This is a genomic window from Franconibacter helveticus LMG 23732 (genome assembly GCF_000463115.2).
Taxonomy (GTDB): Bacteria; Pseudomonadota; Gammaproteobacteria; order Enterobacterales; family Enterobacteriaceae; genus Franconibacter; species Franconibacter helveticus.
The window spans coordinates 109,409-127,555 of the sequence record NZ_AWFX01000009.1 but is presented as its reverse complement, the minus strand read 5'-3'; the positions used below and the strand labels follow the sequence as shown (position 1 = coordinate 127,555).

14 protein-coding genes are annotated in these 18,147 nt (G+C 60.8%); 5 read left to right on the top strand and 9 right to left on the bottom strand.

The genetic code is table 11. The annotated features are described in order from the left end of the window. The first annotated feature begins 34 nt into the window (after positions 1 to 34). Complete coding sequence (locus DW56_RS03670) at positions 35 to 586, top strand: YbhB/YbcL family Raf kinase inhibitor-like protein (protein ID WP_024562138.1); 552 nt, start codon at positions 35 to 37, stop codon at positions 584 to 586. Here the strand turns inward: DW56_RS03670 and DW56_RS03665 are convergent. The 6 genes from DW56_RS03665 to DW56_RS03640 all read right to left on the bottom strand — a co-directional run bounded on the left by DW56_RS03665 (position 524) and on the right by DW56_RS03640 (position 11,760). Then, on the bottom strand, positions 524 to 3,166 hold the full coding sequence (locus DW56_RS03665; RefSeq protein WP_024562137.1) for a nitrate reductase: 2,643 nt from the start codon (positions 3,164 to 3,166) through the stop codon (positions 524 to 526). The two genes, DW56_RS03670 and DW56_RS03665, sit on opposite strands and share 63 nt — an antisense overlap. Next, on the bottom strand, positions 3,163 to 7,227 hold the full coding sequence (gene nirB / locus DW56_RS03660; protein WP_081711363.1) for a nitrite reductase large subunit NirB: 4,065 nt from the start codon (positions 7,225 to 7,227) through the stop codon (positions 3,163 to 3,165). Before nirB ends, DW56_RS03665 begins: the two co-directional genes overlap by 4 nt. 9 nt (positions 7,228 to 7,236) lie before the next feature. Further along, a complete protein-coding gene (locus DW56_RS03655) occupies positions 7,237 to 8,025 on the bottom strand; it encodes an ABC transporter ATP-binding protein (protein WP_024562135.1) in 789 nt (262 codons plus the stop codon). A 9-nt stretch (positions 8,026 to 8,034) separates the two neighbouring features. Next, on the bottom strand, positions 8,035 to 8,853 hold the full coding sequence (ntrB, locus tag DW56_RS03650; protein ID WP_235048765.1) for a nitrate ABC transporter permease: 819 nt from the start codon (positions 8,851 to 8,853) through the stop codon (positions 8,035 to 8,037). Positions 8,854 to 8,924: 71 nt separating this feature from the next. Continuing rightward, a complete protein-coding gene (locus DW56_RS03645) occupies positions 8,925 to 10,181 on the bottom strand; it encodes a CmpA/NrtA family ABC transporter substrate-binding protein (protein ID WP_024555147.1) in 1,257 nt (418 codons plus the stop codon). Between the two features lie 364 nt (positions 10,182 to 10,545). Next, positions 10,546 to 11,760, bottom strand: a complete 1,215-nt coding sequence (locus tag DW56_RS03640; protein WP_024555146.1) for a nitrate regulatory protein — start codon at positions 11,758 to 11,760, stop codon at positions 10,546 to 10,548. A 69-nt stretch (positions 11,761 to 11,829) separates the two neighbouring features. On the opposite strand from DW56_RS03640, the gene DW56_RS03635 reads away from it, so the two are divergent. The 3 genes from DW56_RS03635 to DW56_RS03625 all read left to right on the top strand — a co-directional run bounded on the left by DW56_RS03635 (position 11,830) and on the right by DW56_RS03625 (position 14,536). Then, a complete protein-coding gene (locus tag DW56_RS03635; RefSeq protein ID WP_024555145.1) occupies positions 11,830 to 12,183 on the top strand; it encodes a DsrE/DsrF/TusD sulfur relay family protein in 354 nt (117 codons plus the stop codon). Between the two features lie 106 nt (positions 12,184 to 12,289). Continuing rightward, positions 12,290 to 14,077: a methyl-accepting chemotaxis protein gene (locus tag DW56_RS03630; protein ID WP_024555144.1), complete on the top strand. Its 1,788-nt coding sequence runs from the start codon at positions 12,290 to 12,292 to the stop codon at positions 14,075 to 14,077. Between the two features lie 219 nt (positions 14,078 to 14,296). Next, positions 14,297 to 14,536, top strand: a complete 240-nt coding sequence (locus DW56_RS03625; protein ID WP_024555143.1) for a DUF1883 domain-containing protein — start codon at positions 14,297 to 14,299, stop codon at positions 14,534 to 14,536. 29 nt (positions 14,537 to 14,565) lie between these two features. On the opposite strand, the gene DW56_RS03620 is transcribed toward DW56_RS03625, so the two are convergent. Next, positions 14,566 to 15,261 carry a gamma-glutamylcyclotransferase gene (locus DW56_RS03620; protein WP_024562133.1) on the bottom strand — a complete coding sequence of 232 codons (696 nt, stop codon included), beginning with the start codon at positions 15,259 to 15,261 and terminating at the stop codon, positions 14,566 to 14,568. A gap of 222 nt (positions 15,262 to 15,483) precedes the next feature. Next, complete coding sequence (gene chaB / locus DW56_RS03615) at positions 15,484 to 15,714, bottom strand: putative cation transport regulator ChaB (RefSeq protein WP_024554083.1); 231 nt, start codon at positions 15,712 to 15,714, stop codon at positions 15,484 to 15,486. Between the two features lie 273 nt (positions 15,715 to 15,987). Between chaB and chaA the strand changes: the two genes are divergently transcribed. Continuing rightward, entirely contained in the window at positions 15,988 to 17,091 is a 1,104-nt protein-coding gene (chaA, locus tag DW56_RS03610) for a sodium-potassium/proton antiporter ChaA (RefSeq protein WP_024554082.1), read from the top strand. 175 nt (positions 17,092 to 17,266) lie between these two features. On the opposite strand, the gene kdsA is transcribed toward chaA, so the two are convergent. After that, positions 17,267 to 18,121: a 3-deoxy-8-phosphooctulonate synthase gene (gene kdsA, locus DW56_RS03605; RefSeq protein WP_024552830.1), complete on the bottom strand. Its 855-nt coding sequence runs from the start codon at positions 18,119 to 18,121 to the stop codon at positions 17,267 to 17,269. Positions 18,122 to 18,147 lie beyond the last annotated feature (26 nt).

Below are 18,147 nucleotides of genomic sequence, written 5' to 3'. Positions count from 1 at the left end.
GCTTAACTCACCCACCCTGTGCGAGAAACCGATGATGAAAAGGCTGCTGCTGTCCGCATTGACCTGCGCCGCTGCGCTGTATGCCTCCGCCGCCTGTGCGGAAGGCATTTTTATGTTGCAGTCTCCGGCTGTTGCCGATAACGCCATGATGGAAAAAAAGTATGCGGGCAACGCCAAAGATAACCCTAACTGCACCGGCGAAAATCAATCGCCGCCGCTGGTCTGGAGCAATGCGCCCCAGGGCACCAAAAGCTACGCGCTGATTGTCTTTGACCCGGAAGGAGCGAAAGGCCTTGGCGTTACCCATCTGGTGGCTTACAACATTCCGCCGACCGCAACCGGCTTCGCGGCGAACGACCTGCGTGACGCTAAAGGCTTTACCGGCGGCAAAAACAGCCCCGGCACCGCCGCCTGGTATGGCCCCTGCCCTCCCACCGGCAGCGGCGCGCACCATTATAATTTCACGCTGATAGCAACCGACCTTGAGCCTGGCCTGCCGGCAGGGCTGACCCGCGAAGCGCTGTTAGAGAAGCTTAAGGGGCACGCGCTCGCCGCCACCGGGCTGGTGGGCCGCTTCGGCCAGTAAGGCTTTCAGTTCCGGCACGCAGGAACCGCAGTTAGTGCCGCAGCGCAGCTTTTCGCCGAGCGCAGCGGCGCTGGCGCAGCCGTCGGCAATGGCGGCGCGTATGCTGTTTTCCCCTACGCTAAAGCAGCTACAGACGGTGCGCCCCGCCTGCGCCTGATTGCCGGGCGCGTTTGCGCCAAGCAGCGCATGGCGCGCCTGCGCGTCAGCGGGAGGCGTCACGAAGGCAGCGAGCAACGCCTCCCGCTGAATCTTCGGCGCCGTTTCGCCGCCGAAAAAAGCCAGTTGCAGCTCACCTTCGCGCCACGCCAGAAAATGGGCAAACCTTTCGCCGCGCGCGTACTGAACCTGCCAGCCGCGCACGCGGCATAGCCCGGCCGCCCACTCCGGCGCCTGGCTGTCGGTGGCGAAAAGATAATGTTGAAGCGCGCCTGCCGCCTGCCGCCACCAGACCATCTCCGTTGGCAGCGTTAGCGCTTCACGGCTGAATATTTCGCCCTGCCATGCAGCGCGCCAGCCTTCAACACGCACCGCCGTTTGCTTGCTCTCCGGCTGCCCCGAATGCGGGTCCACCACCGGCGCCACCAGCGCGTTAACCCGCCCCTGGCGGGCGAAGCAGTCGTTCCAGTGCATTGGCGCAAACAACGTGCCTGGCCTCTGCGCCGTTGTGAGATTCACCCGCGCCACCATCCAGCCGAGCGGCGAATGCACCCTCGCCAGCGCCCCGGCAATAAGCCCATAACGGGTTGCGTCGTCGGGATGAATATCCAGCTGCGGTAACGGGATATGCTGCATCAGGCGCGGCACATAACCGGTGCGCGTCATGGTGTGCCACTGGTCGCGAATGCGCCCGGTATTAAGCAGCAACGGGTAATGTGCGTTAACCCGCGCCTGCGGCAGTTGCGGTTTGACCGCCGCCATGTGTAATTTCCCCTCCTGCCGCCAGCCGCTCCCCTGCGCCAGCAGCCTCGTCGTGCCGCGTGGGCTGCCGGCGTTTACCGGCCACTGCACCGGCTCAAGCGCGTCATATTCCTCACGTGAAAGCGCGGCAAGCCCGCTGATATCAAACGCCCTCGCGCCGTCGTTTTCATAGCCCGAAAGCGCCGCATGCTCGCAAAAAACCGCATGCGGATGCGGCCAGCGAAAAGCGTCGCCATAGCCGAGCCGCTGCGCCAGCTGTGAAATTATCCACCAGTCGCCGCGCGCTTCGCCAGGCGCCGGCATAAACGGCCGCTGGCGGGAAATACGCCGTTCGGAGTTGGTGACGGTGCCGTTTTTCTCGCCCCAGGCCAGCGCCGGAAAGCGGATATGCGCATAGCGGCTGGTGTCTGTCTGCGCCGCAACCTCGGAAACGATCACCAGCGGACAAGCCGCCAGCGCCGCTTTAACCCGGTCGCTGTCCGGCAGCGAAACCGCCGGGTTAGTGCCCATCACCCACAGGGCTTTCACCTCGCCGCGCCCGATGGCGTCGAATAACTCTACCGCCATCAGCCCGGGGGTTTGCGCGATGCGCTCGCTGCCCCAGAAGCGCCCGAGCCGGGCGATGTCGGCTGGCTCAAACCCCATGTGGCAGGCGAGCTGGTTAGCCAGGCCGCCCACTTCTCGCCCGCCCATGGCGTTAGGTTGACCGGTCAGCGAAAAAGGCCCGCAGCCGGGAAGACCGATTTTGCCGCTGGCGAGGTGAACATTGATGATGGCGTTACACTTATCGCTGCCGCTGGAGGATTGATTGACCCCCATGGTGTAGAGCGTCATAACGCGCGGCGCGCTCAGAAAGTCATCATAAAAGCGTTCAAGCTCTTCAGCGGCCAGCCCGCAGAATGCCGCAACGCGCTCGACCGGCCAGTCGCGGGCGGCGGCATAAGCCGCCTCTTCGCCATCAAAACGGTCGCCTTGCTTATGCGCAAGCCGGTTCAGCAGGCCGACGAACAGCCCGGCGTCGCTGCCGGGCGCAAGCGCAAGGTGCGCATCGGCGATATCGCAGGTGGCGGTGCGTCTTGGGTCAATCACCACCACTTTCATTTCAGGACGCGCCTGCTTTGCCGCCGCAATACGCTGGTAAAGCACCGGGTGCGCCCAGGCGGCGTTCGAGCCGACCAGAATGAGCAGATCCGTTTGCTCAATATCTTCATAGCTGCACGGCACGGCGTCAGCGCCAAAGGCCCGCTTGTAGCCCACCACGGCGGAAGACATGCAAAGCCGGGAGTTGGTGTCGATATTCGCCGCGCCGATAAACCCTTTCATTAGCTTGTTAGCGGCATAATAATCCTCGGTCAGCAGCTGGCCGGAGGCGTAAAACGCCACGGCCTGCGGGCCGTGCTGGTCGATAATGGCGCGAAGCCGCGCTCCCGCTTCATCCAGCGCGCTATCCCAGCATGCCCGCTCGCCGTTGATTTCCGGATAAAGCAGCCGCCCGGCAAGCCCGGTGGTTTCGCCAAGCGCCGCGCCTTTTACGCACAGCCGCCCGACGTTCGCCGGATGCCGCGCATCGCCGCGCACGGTCACCGCGCCGTGTGCGTCGCGCTGCGCAATCACTCCGCAGCCGACGCCGCAGTACGGACAGGTGGTGCGCACCGTGTTCATGACGCCTCCGCGCGCGCCATCAGCGCCAGGTTGCCGACCAGCACTTTGCCCGCCTCCACCTTCACCGGCCAGGCGCGTACGCACACCGCTTCGTTTTCAACACCCCGCCCGTCGCGCAGGCGGATGCGCTGCTTGTAGAGCGGGCTGATGACCACCGGCTCGCCCGCCGCATCGCCGAGTATGCCGCGCGAAAGCACGTTCGCCTCGCTGCCTGGCTCCAGGTTATCGAGCGCGTAAATCTGCTCGCCTACGCGAAAGAGCGCAATCTGCATTTCGCCAAGCCGCGCGCCGATGCCCGCCTGCGGCGGGATATCCGCCACGTCGCAAATGGCCTGCCACGGGGGCTCGCTCCCCTTCAGGCTAACCGGCTGCGCCACCTCCACCGGCTGCGGCTGGCCGCGCAGCTCACGCCGCTGCACGGCTTCGTCCGGCTTATCGCTATTCACAAAAGAGCGGAAAAGCGCGAGGCGGTCGGGGCTTGCCAGCGTGGTTTGCCATTCGCACTGGTAGCTATCCACGATCTGCGCCATTTCGCGTTCCAGCTCTTCGCCGATGCCGAGCGAATCGTCCACGATAACCTGGCGCAGATAATCCACGCCGCCTTCCAGGTTATCCATCCAGACGCTGGTGCGTTGCAGACGGTCGGCGGTGCGGATGTAAAACATCAGGAAGCGGTCAATGGTGCGAATAAGCGTGTCGTGGTCGAGATCGCTTGCGAAGAGATCCGCGTGGCGCGGCTTCATGCCGCCGTTGCCGCAAAGGTAAAGGTTCCAGCCTTTTTCGGTGGCGATAACCCCCACGTCTTTGCCCTGGGCTTCGGCGCACTCGCGGGTGCAGCCAGAAACCGCCATTTTGATTTTGTGCGGCGCGCGCAGCCCCTTGTAGCGGTGTTCCAGCTCAACGGCGAGGCCCGTGGAGTCCTGAACCCCGTAGCGGCACCAGGTAGAACCGACGCAGGATTTCACCGTGCGCAGCGACTTGCCGTAGGCGTGCCCGGTTTCAAAACCTGCGGCCACCAGCGCAGCCCAGATGGCGGGCAGCTCCTCCAGGCGGGCGCCGAAGAGATCGATACGCTGGCCGCCGGTAATTTTGCTGTAAAGGTTATAGCGTTTGGCAATCTGGCCGATGGCGATAAGCCCATCAGGCGTGACTTCGCCCGCCGCCATACGCGGCACGATCGAGTAAGTGCCATCTTTCTGAATATTGGCGAAGTAGCGATCGTTGGTGTCCTGAAGCGGCAGGTGCGCGGGCTTGAGCAAATAGTCGTTCCAGCAGGAAGCGAGCACGGAGCCCACCAGCGGCTTGCAGATTTCACAGCCGAGGCCCTGGCCGTAGCGGCTGATGAGCTGGTCGAAGCTGCGGATATGGTTGACGCGCACCAGGTGATAAATTTCCTGGCGGGAGTAAGGGAAGTGCTCGCAGATATCTTTTTTCACCGCCACGCCCTGCTGCTCAAGCTGGTACTCCATGACCTGCTTAACCAGCGCGCTGCAACCGCCGCAGCCGGTAGCCGCCCTGGTGCAGCTTTTTATCGCGCCCATTTCCGTGGCGCCATTCGCCACCGCGGCGCAGATATCCGCTTTGCTGACGTTATGGCACGAGCAGATTTGCGCGCTTTCCGGCAGCGCCGCCACGCCCAGCCCCTTTACGGGCGCGCCGCTGTCGGCGGGGAGGATCAGTGTTTCCGGCCGGGCGGGCAGCGCCATGCCGTTAAGCATCATCTGCAAAAGGGTGGCGTATTCGCTGCTATCGCCCACCAGCACGCCGCCAAGCAACGTTTTGTTGTCCGCCGAGACCACGATTTTCTTGTAGATCTGCTGCGGGCCGTTGGTCCACTGGTAGCTCTGGCTGCCCGGGGTGCGCCCGTGCGCGTCGCCAAAAGACGCCACCTCCACGCCCAGCAGTTTGAGTTTGGTGCTCATGTCCGCGCCCTGAAACGCCGCCGCCTCGCCCGCAAGCTGTGCGGCGGCGACGCGCGCCATCTGGTAGCCCGGCGCCACCAGGCCGAAGATTTTGTTTTGCCACAGCGCGCATTCGCCAATGGCGAAAATGTTCGCATCGCTTGTCCGGCACTGGTCGTTAATCACGATGCCGCCGCGCTCGCCGATCTCAAGCCCCGCGGCCTTCGCCAGGGCGTCCTGCGGGCGGATGCCCGCCGAGAAGACGATCAAATCCGTTTCCAGGCTTTCGCCGTCGGCAAACTGCATCCGCAGAGCGCCGTCAACAGCGGCTATCCCGGTTGTCGCCTTGCTGGTATGCACGCCAACGCCGAGCGCCTCGATTTTCTCGCGCAGCATCGCCGCGCCCGGCGCATCTAACTGCACTGCCATCAGACCGGGCGCGAACTCCACCACATGCGTTTGCAGGCCAAGCTGTTTCAGCGCGTTGGCGGCTTCCAGCCCGAGCAGCCCGCCGCCTATCACCACGCCGCGCGTGGCGTTTAGCGCCCGTTCGCGAATGGCGTCCAGGTCATCCAGCGTGCGGTAGACAAAACAGCCCGGCAAAGCGTTGCCCGCCACCGGCGGCACGAAGGGAAACGATCCCGTCGCCAGCATCAGCTTATCCCAGTGGGTCTCGTGTCCCTCGCTGTCGATAACCACCTGGCGGCGACGATCGATGTGGCTGATTTTGCAGCCGCTGCGCAGTTCAATGCCGTGCGTTTCAAAGAAATTCGCCTCGACCATTGAGAGCGACTGCGCGCTGCGGCCGTTAAAATATTCCGATAAGTGCACGCGATCATAAGCGGGATGCGCTTCCTCGCCGAAAACGATGATGTGAAAACGCTCGTGCAGGTTTGTGTTAACGCACTGTTCAAGGAAGTGGTGGCCGACCATGCCGTGGCCGACAACCACCAGGGTTGATTTTGTCATTGCATCGCTTCCGGCAGCCTGCGGCTGCGAATCAGAGTTAAAGAGAAGCCCGGCGTGCTCTTCCACCGGCTGGTGCAGTTGGGCGGCAAGCTGTGCGGCGTCGGCGGTATCGCCAAGCAGCAGCGCGCCCGTTAATTTGCCGTCGCGCAACAGCAGGCGGCGATAGTGGCGAGAAAGCGGGTCGAAGGCGGTCAGCTCGCGCGTGTCCGCTGAAGGCGTGACCGTGCCCAGGCTGAAGAGATCGATGCCGGAAACCTTCAGGCGCGTGCCGCTTTGCTGATAGTGAAAATCGGCTACCGGCTCCCCCGCCAGCCGCGCCGCCAGCACATCCGCCTGTTGCAGACAGGGCGCCACCAGCCCCCACAGTTCGCCGTTGTGTTCACAACATTCGCCAAGGGCGCTTACGCCCGGCTGCGAGGCGCGAAGCTGGCCGTCTACAACAATGGCGCGCTGGCAAACCAGCCCGGCGCGCTGCGCAAGCGCCACGTTCGGACGCACGCCTGTCGCCATCACCACCCGGCTGGCGGGCAGCCGCTCGCCCTCGTTCAGCACAACCTGTCGCGCTTCAATACGGGCAATACCGCTTGCCAGACGGCACGCAATGCCGCGCTCGCGCAGATGCTGCGCCAGAATCGCCCCGGCCTGCTCGTCGAGCTGCTGTTCCATCAGCCAGGGATGGCGGTGCACCAGGGTAACTTGCGCGCCCCGGTTGTTGAGCGCGGCGGCGGCCTCGACGCCAAGCAGGCCGCCGCCAAGCACCACCGCAGGGCCAGGCAAGGCGAGAATAGCCTCTACGTCCGCCAGCGTGCGAAAGCCGCGCACGTGCGGCAGGTCATGGCCTTCAACCGGGGGAATAAACGGCACTGACCCGGTGGCGAATACCAGTTCATCCCAGCTGAGCATGCGCGCCGTGGTGCGCAGCCAGCGCGACGCCAGGTCAACCGCTTCCACACGCTCGCCTGTTAGCTGCTCCACGCCGCGCGCCGCGTACCAGGCCGCGTCGTGCAGTTGCGCGGCGCTGGCGAGTTTCTCGCCGCCCAGCACCGGCGAAAGCAGAATGCGGTTATAGGCAAGGGTCGGCTCCTCGCCAATCAGGGTGATGGCGAAGCGCCCCGGCGCGCGGTCGGTCAGTTGCTCCACCAGCCGCACCGCCGCCATGCCGTTGCCGATAATCGCCAGTCGCTGCGCCATATCGCCTCCTTACGCCGCCTTCGGCTGTTTTTCGTAAAGGAAGTGGAGAATGCGCTGGCGCAGGTGGTGATAGCGGCTCTCTTGCGCCAGTTGCACGCGGTTGCGCGGGCGCGGCAAATCGACCTCCAGCGCTTCGCCCACCGTCGCCGCCGGGCCGTTGGTCATCATCAGCACGCGGTCAGAAAGCAACACCGCTTCGTCCACGTCGTGCGTGATCAGCACGATGGTGGTGTTCAGTTCCTGTTGAATGTGCATAACGGCGTCCTGGAGATGGGCGCGGGTGAGCGCATCGAGCGCGCCAAAAGGTTCATCCATCAGCAGCACTTTCGGCTTCATCGCCAGCGCTCTGGCGATGCCGACGCGCTGCTTCATGCCGCCGGAAATTTCCCCCGGACGCTTGTTCAGCGCATGGCCCATCTGCACCCGCTCAAGGTTGTGGACTATCCATTCCCGGCGTTCGCTTTTGCTCATGCTCTTCTTAAAGACCTGGTCGACCGCCAGCGCCACGTTGTCAAAGCAGGTAAGCCAGGGCAGCAGCGAGTGGTTCTGAAACACCACGGCGCGCTCGGGGCCGGGACCGGCGATTTCGCGGTTATCGCACAGCAGCCCGCCTTCGCTCGGCAAAGTGATCCCGGCGATGAGGTTAAGCAGCGTTGATTTGCCGCAGCCGGAATGGCCGATAAGGCTGACGGTTTCGCCTTCACAGATATCGAAACTCACGTTCTGCAACGCCAGGAAGTCGCCGCTGGCGGTAGAAAAACGCTGGCTGACGTTCTGGACCTGAATAATCGGTTTCATGCGCGCTCCTTATTTTTCCTGCCAGCTAAAGCGGCGGGCGACAAGCATCAGCCCCTGCTCCAGCAACAGACCGACCACGCCGATAATGACGATGGCGATGAGAATGTTTTCCACGTTGAGGTTGTTCCACTCGTTCCAGATCCAAAAGCCGATGCCGAGGCCGCCGGTGAGCATTTCCGCGGCGACAATCACCAGCCAGGCGATGCCTATAGAGAGCCGCACGCCGGTGAGCACCGCAGGCAACACCGCCGGAAACAGAATGCGGCGCATTACCGTCCACTCAGAGAGCTGCAACACGCGGGCGACGTTGAGGTAGTCTTCGGGAATGCGCTTTACCCCGTCGGCGGTGTTAATCACCATCGGCCAGATAGAGCAGATGAAAATCGTCCAGCTCGACGCCGGTTCCGCCTTCTGAAACAGCAGCAGGCCGATGGGCAGCCAGGCGAGCGGGCTGACCGGGCGCAGCAGCGCGATGAGCGGCGTGAACATGCGCGAAAAGAAAGTGAAGCGGCCAATCAGGAAGCCGAGCGGAATGCCGACCAGCGCGGCGAGGCCAAAGCCCACGGCCACGCGCATTAGCGAGGCAAGCACATTCCAGCCGATGCCTTGATCGTTCGGCCCTTCGTTATAAAACGGGTCGGCGAAGAGCGTTAACGCCGAGTCGAGCGTGCTGAGCGGTGTGGGAAACCCTTTGCTGTTAAGGGCGGCGATTTGCCATGCCACCAGCAGCAGCCCTATTCCCAGCAGCGCCGGGATCACGCGCAAAAGCGCGGCGTTAACCCTGGTTTGCCACTGCGGGCGATGCTTTCGCGCTGGCGGTTTCGGCATGGTTATCACTTCCGCGCGGGCGGGTTGCGGCTGCGGCGTGATCTCTCGTTGTTGCGCCTGTTTCATTGTGTTTACCCCTGACGATGAAGTGAAAAGCTGGCGGCGTAGGCGGCCGGATCGGCGCCATCCCAGCGGGAACCGTCCATAAGCTGGCTGGCGCGTAAAGGCGATGCGGGCAGCGCCACATTGCCTGCGGCCGTTGCTGCCTGGGCGTAGATATCGGTGCGGTTGATGCTTTGCGCTACAGCGCGGTAATCCGGATCGCTCTTCAGCAGCCCCCAGCGCCTGAACTGCGTCAGGAACCACATGCCGTCGGAAAGCCACGGATAGTTGACGTCGCCGTCGGCGAAGAAGCGCATGCCGTGCGCGTCGCGCCAGCGCTTGCCGATGCCGTTGTCGTAATCGCCGAGCATGCGCGGCGTGAGGTACTGTTCTTTGGTGTTGAGGTAAGCGCGTCTGGCAAGGACGCGGGCGGTTTCACGCCGGTTATCATCAGAGGCGTCAATCCAGCGCGCCGCCTCCAGCACCGCCGCCGTTAACGCGCGGGCGGTATTGGGGTTTTGTTCCACCCATGCGTTGCGGGTGCCGAGCACTTTTTCCGGATGGTCGGGAAAAATGGACTGCGAGGTGGCGGCGGTAAAGCCGATACGGTCGTTAATGGCGCGGGCATTCCACGGTTCGCCCACGCAAAAGCCGACCATGTTGCCGATGCGCATGTTCATTACCATTTGCGGCGGCGGCACCACCACGGTACGCACGTCGTTAAAGGGATCGATGCCCGCCGCGGCAAGCCAGTAGTAAAGCCACATGGCGTGGGTGCCTGTCGGAAAGGTATGGGCGAAGGTGTAAGCGCCCGGTTCCGCCCCTGCGATAAGCTTTTTCAGCCCCGCGGCATCGGTAATGCCCTTTTGCTGTAAATCAGCCGAGAGCGTGATCGCCTGCCCGTTGCGGTTAAGAGTCATCAGGTTCGCCATCGCCTGCTTTTTGCCCGCGATGCCGAGCTCCAGGCCGTAAAGCAGCCCATAAAGCACGTGGGCGGCATCGAGTTCGCCGGAAACCAGCTTGTCGCGCACCGCCGCCCAGCTCGCCTCTTTACTCGGCACAATCGCGATCCCGTGCTTTTTATCAAACCCTTTCAGGGCGGCCATCACCACCGGGGCGCAGTCGGTCAACGGAATAAACCCGACCTTAACGGTGGTGCGTTCCGGGGCGTCGGACCCGCCAGCCCAGGCGCTGTTCATCAGCCCCGGCAGCAACGCGGCGCTCCCAAGCGCAGCACCGGCCTGTAGAAAGCGGCGACGGGAGAAGGTGAAAGGCGAATCGCTCATATCGGCTCCTGAAAAAATGCAAAAAAAAAGCGCCCGGCAATGTGCGAGCACATTGCAGGACGCCTTTATCCTTTCCGGTTGGCCCGCCGCCGTTGGCGGACTGCCGGAAAATGTCTGTCAGAAATAAATAAGCAAAGGCTGTGCCAGGTTATAGCGTTTACGCCGGACGATAACTTAGCGCCTTCTCGCTTCTCTTCGGGCAACAGGTTGAAAGACGCAGGCTTAGCCGTTTTATCTGCGCTCAGCGCGTTACCGCCTTCTATGGGCAAGCCGTTATTGCCCTTCACCCGGCTTTTACCCGAGGAGGCAGAAGAACTCCCGCCCCGCACCATCACCAGGCAAAAAATGCCCTTTTACTGTGCAACTACTCCTTTGGTGTTACCGGCCATAAATCGGCCACGGCGAGCATGGCGCGGGCAATTTCCACCATCCGTTTATTCTGGTTCATCGCCAGCTTTCGCAACTGCTGCCAGGCTTGCTCTTCGCTCATTTGCTGATGGCGGATCAGCAAACTCTTGGCTTTATCAATGAGCTTGCGCTCTTCCAGCGTCTCTTGCAGCGAAGCGAGCTGGCGACTCAGCGCTTCAAGCTGCCTCGCCTGTTGACGTACCAGCGGCAAAAGATGGCGGTCCAGGGCGACGGCGGCATCCTGACAGGCGTGAGCGCCAACCCAGCGGGCAAACGCCTCTTCATCCGCCTCGCCGCCTGGCATTGCCTGGTCAAACTGCACATGCGCCACCTGTTGCAGGGAAGCGATAAGCTTTTCCTCGGTTTCACGAAGCCTGTCGAGCCGGCTGGTTTGCAGCGCGAACCAGCGCACCGCCAGTTCCGCCGTTTCGGTATTTGCCGGCATGCGCGTACAGGCCAGCCGACGCAACTGCTCCGTTTCACGGGTGGCTTCACCCTGGGCGTGAAACTCCTCAGCCAGCGCGGTTTCCGCCAGCGCGGCGAAAGTGGAGAAACAGCGTTGCTGCCCGTCAATACGGTCAACCAGCATCTGGCGCAGCGGTGCGCTGAAATCGCCCCGGGCAAAGCCTATCGCGCCTACCGCCCGCTCCTGCCCTACCAGCTCTTTGCCCTGCATAAAACTGTAAAGCGCCGTGAGCGCCCGGGCGAGACTGGCGTCATCCAGCGTGTCGTTTGCTTCCGGCACAATGCTCAGCAAATGCGCAATGGTCTGGCTGAACTGCTCCATCGCCGCCTCCGGCTCGATTTCGCGCCTGCGGATGCGGTTGCGAAGCGCAGGCAGCGACTCCAGATACCAGAACGCGCAGGCCAGCCGTGCGGCGATTGCGGCATTAACCGCCAGGCCTGGCGCCGCCAGACGCTCGCGCAGCGCGGCCAGCTGTTCGTCCGACTGGCTGATACAAAACGGCACTTCGCGGGCGAAGAGTTGCCCTGCGGAACAGAGCCAGATGTTGGAAGCCCCCCGTTCGCGCTGTAGCATATGAACCAGATGGCTTATCCGGCTGGCCCATTCGCCCACATGCAACCCGGCTTCGCGCTGCCGCCGTTGCTGCTCGCGGGCAAAATGAAACCAGCTCAGCGCCTCTGTTGGCTGGTCGGATGGATTGCGCATCCCGCCTCTCCCGTAACTGGATTTCTTTAACCTAAGCAATAACTGTGCCTTCCGGGCAAAGGAGCGAATATGCAAAATATCGTGATTATCGCGAATGGCGCCGCCTACGGCAGCGAGTCGTTATTCAACAGCCTGCGGCTGGCTATCGCGCTGCGCGAACAGGACGAGAGCCTGACGCTGAGACTCTTTCTGATGTCTGACGCCGTGACGGCCGGGCTGCGCGGCCAGCGCCCTGCCGAGGGCTATAACATTCAGCAGATGCTTGAGATCCTGACCGCCCAGGGCGTGCCGGTGAAGCTGTGCAAAACCTGCACCGACGGGCGCGGCATCACCGATTTGCCGCTGGCGGACGGCGTGACTGTCGGCACGCTGGTGGAGCTTGCGCAGTGGACGCTTGCGGCGGATAAAGTGTTAACTTTCTAATAATCACCGCCGGGTAATACTTTTTTCTTATACTGCGACGTTGGTCATCAAGTCCCTGCTGGGGTTGCCGATAGCCCTTTTATAACCACACAGCAGGGTACTTACTATGTTCACTTCCATTCGCACGCGGATAATCGCCGCCACCGCTGGCTGTCTCGTTGTCGCGCTTTTGCTAAATACCGTGTTCAATTACCTGGTTTCTCGCAACGATAACCAGCAGACACGCCTTGAAACGCTGCGCAGCACCAGTGCAAGCCACAGGCTGGCGGTTGCCGACTGGGTTAAAAACAAGATGACGGTTGTCCAGTCGCTGGATGCCGTAGCGGTTAACGATGACCCGGTTCCGGTATTTCGCCAGATCGCCGCCGCGGGCGGATTTACCAATGTTTATGTTGGCTACCCGGGTAAAACCGCGAAATTCTCCGACCCGACCGGCGTGCCCGCCGACTACGATCCGACCCTTCGCCCCTGGTATCAGCAGGCGCTGAAAGCCGATGCGCCCGTCGTTACCGCGCCTTACGTCGATGCCGGCACCGGCAAACTGGTTGTGACTTTCGCCGTGCCGGTGAAGCGCAATGGCGAACTCGCCGCCGTGGTGGCGGGCGATCTGTCGATGGAAAGCGTTATCGCCAACGTGCGCAGCATCCGCCCTACAGAACACAGCAGCGGCATGCTGGTGAATGCTGATGGTTCAGTGATTGCCGCCAGCAACGCGGCGCTGACGCTTAAACCCTTCGGCGATGCGGTTTCCGGCGTTGATTTCAGGGAGCTTATCCAGGAGCAGGAAAGCGAGAGCGGCGAAATGGAGGGGGTAGAAAAACAGCTGCTGGCGTCAAAAGTGCCGGGCACGCAGTGGTACCTGGTGGTGGCGCTGGACAAAGACGACGCCACCTCCGGCATGCGGGCGCAGCTTAACGCTTCCGCCTTTTCGCTGATTGTGCTGGTGCTGGTGGCGGGCGCGCTGGTGCACCTGCTGGTTGCAAAGCTGCTTGCGCGCTTGCTGACCATTCGCGACGCCATGCATGCCATCAGCACCGGTACGAATGACCTTTCACAACGCCTGCCGGAGCATGGCAAAGACGAAGTGGCGCAGATAGCGCACGCGTTTAACGCCTTCAGCGACAAACTTTCGGTGGTGATGGGTCAGTTGCGTGACGCCAGCGCCTCGGTGAAGGTGGCGGCCAATGAAATCGCGGCGGGCAACCAGGATCTTTCCGGGCGCACCGAGCAGGCCGCCTCCAGCCTGCGCGAAACCGCCAGCGCCGTAGAGCAAATTACCGCCTCCGTCGCGCAGTCCACCGAGGCTGCCGCCCAGGCGAGCGGCCAGGCGCAGAACGCCTCGGAAGTGGCGAGCCGCGGCGGCGAGGTGGTTACCCGCGCTATCGACACCATGCAGATAATCGAAACCGCCTCTTCGAAAATTGGCGATATTACCAGCGTTATCGACGGCATCGCTTTTCAGACCAATATCCTGGCGCTGAATGCTGCGGTGGAAGCCGCACGGGCCGGCGAACAGGGTCGCGGCTTCGCGGTGGTGGCCGGCGAAGTGCGAAGCCTCGCCAGCCGCAGCGCGCAGGCGGCGAAGGAGATTAAATCGCTTATTGATTCCACCACCAGCAGCGTGGCGACAGGCTCCCGCTATGTGCGACAGGCGGGAGAGTCGATGCAGGAAATTGTCAGCAGCATTGGCAGTGTCTCCGGCATCATGCGAGAAATCACTGTCGCGACCAGTGAACAGATGAAGGGTATTCAGGAGATTAACCATGCCGTCGTGCATCTGGACCGCATGGTGCAACAGAACGCGGAACTGGTGGTGCAGTCCGCCGCTGCCGCTGGCGCCTTACAAAGCCAGGCGGGGGAACTGGCGGAGACAGCAGGCCATTTCCGTATTTAACTCTGCGCGGGCGCGTTCTTTACACATAATGGCGCGCCCGCTGAAAGGTTTCAGGCAGATTGTCACAAAAGTTTATGGCTTATTCTTTTTTTTGATCAAAGTCAGCATCGGTTTACTCCCTCTTTGGTGTTATGCAAGGCAGGTTTTGTGAACAACTTCTCTGTTTTCAGCCTTCGTTCCGGCTGAAACAGCAATTTCACATGATGAGCGGGGGTAAAAATGGCTTTGGTAAAAACGACTCTGAAATTATTTGGCGGCGATACGGTGGTGGTTCGTTGCTCGGATAAATGCCATATCCACTTGATGAGCGCGAAAGCGTCGACGGATGAGGCGGATATTCTTAGCGTGCAGGATCGCAGCAGCGCTTATCTGACGGTGCCTTACAGCGGTTTATGGAATGTATTAATCGACAGCCGCAGCCAGTCGCTGGAACACTCTGTGAGCTACGTTGCGGCCTGATTTTATTCCCCTCCGCGCCAGCGGAGGGATCAGGCGAACCCGGGACGCAGCTCTGCGTCCCCTTCGCCGCGCTGCTGCCAGGCGCGCACTTCACCTACCAGTTCGTCCAGACAGTCATCCTGCATGCCGAGCTTTTTCAGCTCCTGCTCCAGCGAGAAAAGATATTGCGCGTTAGTGCCAAGCGGCCCGCTGGCGGTGGCGATAAGCGGGGCGATAACCCGGGCGCGGGTGTCTGGTTCATAGAGCGGATGGCGCGGGTCCATAATAAAAACCAGCGCGTTGATGGTGCGTCCGTCGTCAAGCTCAAGTTTGCACCAGCTTGGCAGATAGCAGCCGGTAATCATCTCGCGCTTCCACAGTAACGACAGCTCAGCTTCAAGTTGCGCCTCCGGCAGACGGTAAGCGACGCCGGTTGTGCGCCCGCCCTCTTTTAGCGCCAGCATGCGGCCTGGCTGGCAGGCGGTGCCGCGCCCGGCTGTCAGGCGCAGGCAAAAAGCGCGATGCCACCCCGGCAGCGTACCCGGCGCGCACTCTTCGAACTCCAGCGCCGGGTTCCACATCAGCGAACCGTAGCCGAAAATCCACACCGGGCCGTCGTCTGGCCGGCAGGCAAGGGTTGCAGCCAGCGACGCGGCGCGCTGCTCCGGCGACCAGAGTAAGGATTCCTCAATAGCGCCAAACGCCGTTTTACAGTCCGCTTTCATTAAGAAATCACGCGTTAACACAATCTACCTCCGCCACTGCTACTGCTTTCGTCCCTGCCATTTTTAAGCGCTTTCCAGGCATTATTGCTGTTCATTTAGAAAGCAATACTGCTGACGATATGCAATTAGCGTGGCGCTGGCAAGGGTGACGGTCATCACAAAAACACATAACCGTCATCATTTGCTGCCAGAATAGGCGATCGGGCGGTAAAGGTATCGGCGAATCAACGCATTAAATAACCCTTATTTTTTCTTATGCCATTTGTCATCGTCGCCTTTTTCATACTCTTTTTTTACCGCAGCCCAGGCGACCTTATGCGCGGTCTCTTCGCGGCTGTCGTCACCGCGACGGTCTTCTTTATCTTTGTACTGATCCCAGGCGCTGTTAAAAGCCTCTTTATAGATATCCTGGGCGTGAGCGGGCAATACGTTAGTGACATTGTCCGGTAAATCGCTGCGGGAATCGTATGGCATCGGTTTTTCTCCTGTTTTTGCAATAACGCTAAGTGTGGAACAGGATCCGCGCCTGCGCCAGCGCCGGGAAAAGCTTGAGCGCGTTCATCTCCATGCCGCTGGCAAATAAACGTAATCTAAACAAAGACGTTATTTTCCAGGCTTTCAGTGAAAAACGGGGCGAAAGCCGTAAAAGTACGTAAATATCTCACGGGAAAAGCGCATGTTTGCTATTTTATGCGCAGCAAATTTGCTCACTATAATGATAAAGATCCGCCACTCTGGAGAACGTTAATGACCAAAACAACACATGAGGCGGTAAAAACCCGCCACAAGGAGACCACGCTCATTTTTCCGGTACTGGCGCTGGCGGTCCTGGCCCTGTGGGGCGGGAGCCAGTCGCTGCCAGCGATAGTGGGCATCAATATCCTTTCCCTGATAGCCATTCTTTGCAGCGCGTTTAGCGTGGTGCGCCACGCCGACGTACTGGCGCATCGCCTGGGCGAGCCGTACGGGTCGCTGATCCTCAGCCTTTCGGTGGTTATTCTTGAAGTCAGCCTGATTTCCGCCCTGATGGCGACAGGCGACGCCGCGCCGACGCTTATGCGCGATACGCTTTATTCCATCATCATGATTGTGACCGGCGGGCTGGTAGGCTTCGCGCTGCTGCTGGGCGGGCGCAAATTCGCTACCCAATATGTAAACCTGTTTGGCATTAAACAGTACTTGATCGCGCTTTTCCCGCTGGCAGTGATTGTGCTGGTTTTCCCGATGGCGTTGCCTGGCGGTAATTTTACGACGGCCCAGTCGCTGCTGGTGGCGCTGATTTCCGCCGCCATGTATGGGGTATTTTTGCTGATCCAGACCAAAACGCATCAGAGTCTGTTTGTCTATGAGCATGAAGATGAAGGCGACGACGATGATCCGCATCATGGTAAACCTTCGGCGCACAGCAACCTGTGGCATGCCGTCTGGCTGGTTGTGCATTTAATCGCGGTTATCGCGGTCACCAAGATGAACGCTAACCCGCTGGAAGCCCTCCTGACGCACCTCAACGCGCCGGTCTCTTTTACCGGTTTCCTGGTGGCGCTGCTTATCCTCTCGCCTGAAGGGCTGGGGGCGTTAAAAGCGGTGCTGAATAATCAGGTGCAGCGCGCCATGAACCTGTTTTTCGGCTCGGTGCTGGCGACGATTTCCCTTACTGTGCCGACGGTAACGCTGATTGCGATCCTCACGGGCAACGACCTGGTGTTTGGGCTGGGCGCGCCGGAGATGGTGGTAATGCTGGCCTCGCTGGTGCTGTGCCAAATCTCCTTTTCAACGGGCCGCACTAACGTACTCAACGGCTCGGCGCACCTGGCGCTTTTTGCCGCCTATCTGATGACGATATTTGCTTGATTGTTCCTCTCTTCAGGCGGGCAACGTTTTTCTTTACCCGCCTTTGCCTGGCTTACTGCTTTTAAGCAATGCGCAATTCTGCCGGCTAACCTCATCATGGTGTAAATTTATTCCAAACGCTTTGCACCGGGCAAAAAAAAACCCCGCCGCGGCGGGGTTTTCTTTAACCAGAACCTTAGTTGCTGGTATCGAGGTCGTCGAAGCTTTTCACCAGATCGTCGATGGCTTTGATCTGCTTGAGGAACGGCTCCAGTTTCGCCAGCGGCAGCGCGGACGGGCCGTCGCATTTGGCGTGTTCCGGGTCCGGATGCGCTTCGATAAACAGCCCCGCAATACCTGTCGCCATGCCAGCGCGCGCCAGTTCGGCAACCTGAGCGCGACGACCGCTGGAAGCGGCGCCGAACGGGTCGCGGCATTGCAGCGCGTGCGTCACGTCGAAAATCACCGGCGCGTTGCCAGACACTTTCTTCATCACGCTAAAGCCGAGCATATCAACGACCAGGTTGTCGTAACCGAAGTTAGTGCCGCGATCGCAGAGGATCACCTTGTCGTTGCCGCCTTCATGGAATTTATCCACGATGTTGCCTACCTGCCCCGGGCTGATGAACTGCGGCTTTTTGATGTTGATAACCGCGCCGGTTTTCGCCATCGCCTCCACCAGATCGGTCTGGCGCGCCAGAAATGCCGGCAGCTGGATAACGTCCACCACTTCGGAAACCGGCTGCGCCTGCTCAGCGGTATGCACGTCAGTAATGATTTTCACGCCGAAGGTTTGCTTCAGCTCCTGGAAGATTTTCATCCCTTCTTCCAGGCCCGGACCGCGATAGGAGTGAATGGAGGAGCGGTTGGCTTTATCAAAAGAGGCTTTGAAAACGTAAGGGATGCCGAGTTTTTCGGTCACTTTGACGTAGTGCTCGCAAATTTGCATCGCGAGATCGCGCGACTCAAGCACGTTCATGCCGCCAAAGAGTACGAACGGCAGGTCGTTCGCCACGTTGATATTGCCAATACTAACCACTTTTTGCTTCATAAGTTCGCCCTTGTCAGCGGTAAATC